Annotated in this window: 1 protein-coding gene; it reads left to right on the top strand. The window is 36.2% G+C overall.

The window, feature by feature from the left end; all coding sequences use genetic code 11:
• Positions 1-550: 550 nt before the first annotated feature.
• Positions 551-1,813 carry a group II intron reverse transcriptase/maturase gene (ltrA, locus tag I0K12_RS21900; protein ID WP_196890316.1) on the top strand — a complete coding sequence of 421 codons (1,263 nt, stop codon included), beginning with the start codon at positions 551-553 and terminating at the stop codon, positions 1,811-1,813.
• The last annotated feature ends 92 nt before the right edge of the window (positions 1,814-1,905 follow it).

The raw sequence follows: 1,905 nt of genomic DNA on the forward strand, positions 1-1,905 counted from the left end.
TTGTGTGTGCCCTGCATGAGCAGGTGCACACCAACCGCAAGGTTTGAATAAATTCCAAAAATGCAAATTCTTGAATAGAAAACCAAGTGTTAGGTGTGCAATTATTTTCCAGAAGGTGTAAGTCCTTTATACACAAGGGTAACGCCTTGAAGTATTAGTACGTGACAAGCTGGTTAGAAGTGATTCTAGCAGTGAAGGAAGTCAAACGGCAAAATTCGGTACTGACGAACAGGAAATACATAAGAGGCTTTTAAAACTGGGTAAGTAGACACATAACTATGACGCCCAAAACCTTTTCGAAGGATAGCTTTAGAAGTAGATGTATCAGGAATTGAAGGAAGGAAAATGCTCTTACCAGGGGAGGTCTCTAGAATCACGAGTTGGTTGTATAGAGAAGTCAGCAGACGTCATAGTAGTTGGTTTTCTGATAAAATCAATGAAGGACAGAACAATAATGGTTCTTAATATATGAAGGAGTTTTGGAGTAAAAAGACTGTAAGTCTTGCTTTAAAATAGCCTTCAAATAAGCGGAACAGCTAAGAAATGTAATATGATAAATGAAGTAATTAACAATGAAAACCTAAGAAAAGCTTACAAGAAAGTTGTTGCCAATAAAGGTGCTGCTGGTGTAGATGGAAAATCTGTATCCGAACTATTACCTTTATTACAAGAAAACCAAGTAGCTTATCTTTTTGCTATTCGAAAAGGAAAATATCAGGTTTCGCCAATTCTAGGTGTTGAAATTCCAAAATCCAAAGATAAAACTAGATTATTAGGAATTCCTACAGTGGTAGATCGTTTATTTCAACAAGCGATACAACAAGTATTGCAACCTATTTTTGAACGAGATTTTCAAGAGAATAGTTTTGGTTTTCGACCTAAACGAAACGCACATCAAGCTTTAGCAAAGGCGAATGAATTTATTAATCAAGGATTTCATGATATTGTGGACATTGATTTAAAATCCTTTTTCGACAATGTAGAACATACTATTCTGTTGGATTTGATCTACAAGAAAATCAAATGCCCGCTACTCATGAAATGGATTCGTAAATTTATAAGAGCTCCAATACAAATCAAAGGCAAACTCGTCAAACGTAGAAAAGGTGTTCCACAAGGTTCGCCTTTAAGTCCATTATTATCTAATATTTTGCTCAATGAATTGGATAAAGAATTGGAGAAACGTGGATTACGATACGTTCGTTATGCAGATGATTTTAGTATTTATGTGAAAAGTAAACAAGCGGCGAAACGTGTAGGAAATGGAATTTATTTATTCTTGAAAAAGAAACTCAAACTTCCGATTAATAAAGAGAAAAGTGGGATTCGAAGACCTCGAAGTTTTACAATGCTCGGTTTTGCTTTTACGTCCATTTATAAAAAGGGAACAAAAGGAAAATACCAAGCGGTGGTTGCGAAAAGTTCGTGGAAAAAGTTCAAATACGAACTGAAACAAATTACTCGAAAGACAAATCCTGTAAGCTTTGAAGAACGTATCAAACACTTAAATCTCTGTATACGTGGTTGGGTAAATTACTTCAAACCTGCATCTATTTTTGTCAAGTTAAAGAAACTTGATGAATGGGTCAGGAATCGCCTTAGATATTGTATTTGGCATCATTGGAAGAAACCAGAACGAAAAAGAAAGAATCTGATTCGTTTAGGTGTTCGTCAAGGAATGGCTTATGCTTGGAGTAGAACCAATATGGGTGGATGGGCTGTAGCTCAAAGTTCTATTTTGGGAACTACGATTACCAAAGTCAGGTTAGCTCAAAAAGGCTATATCGAAATGGCAACCTATTACAAGAAATAGTTTCATTATTGAACCGCCGTATACGAGACCCGTACGTACGGTGGTGTGAGAGGTGCAACGTGAATTTATTGTTCACGTCCACCTACTCGATT

The organism is Aureivirga sp. CE67 (genome assembly GCF_015767245.1).
Taxonomy (GTDB): Bacteria; Bacteroidota; Bacteroidia; order Flavobacteriales; family Flavobacteriaceae; genus Aureivirga.

What these genes read in the sequence shown, in the direction of transcription:
- ltrA (WP_196890316.1), top strand. Translation starts at nt 551, where the DNA reads ATGATAAATGAAGTAATTAACAATGAAAACCTAAGAAAAGCTTACAAG.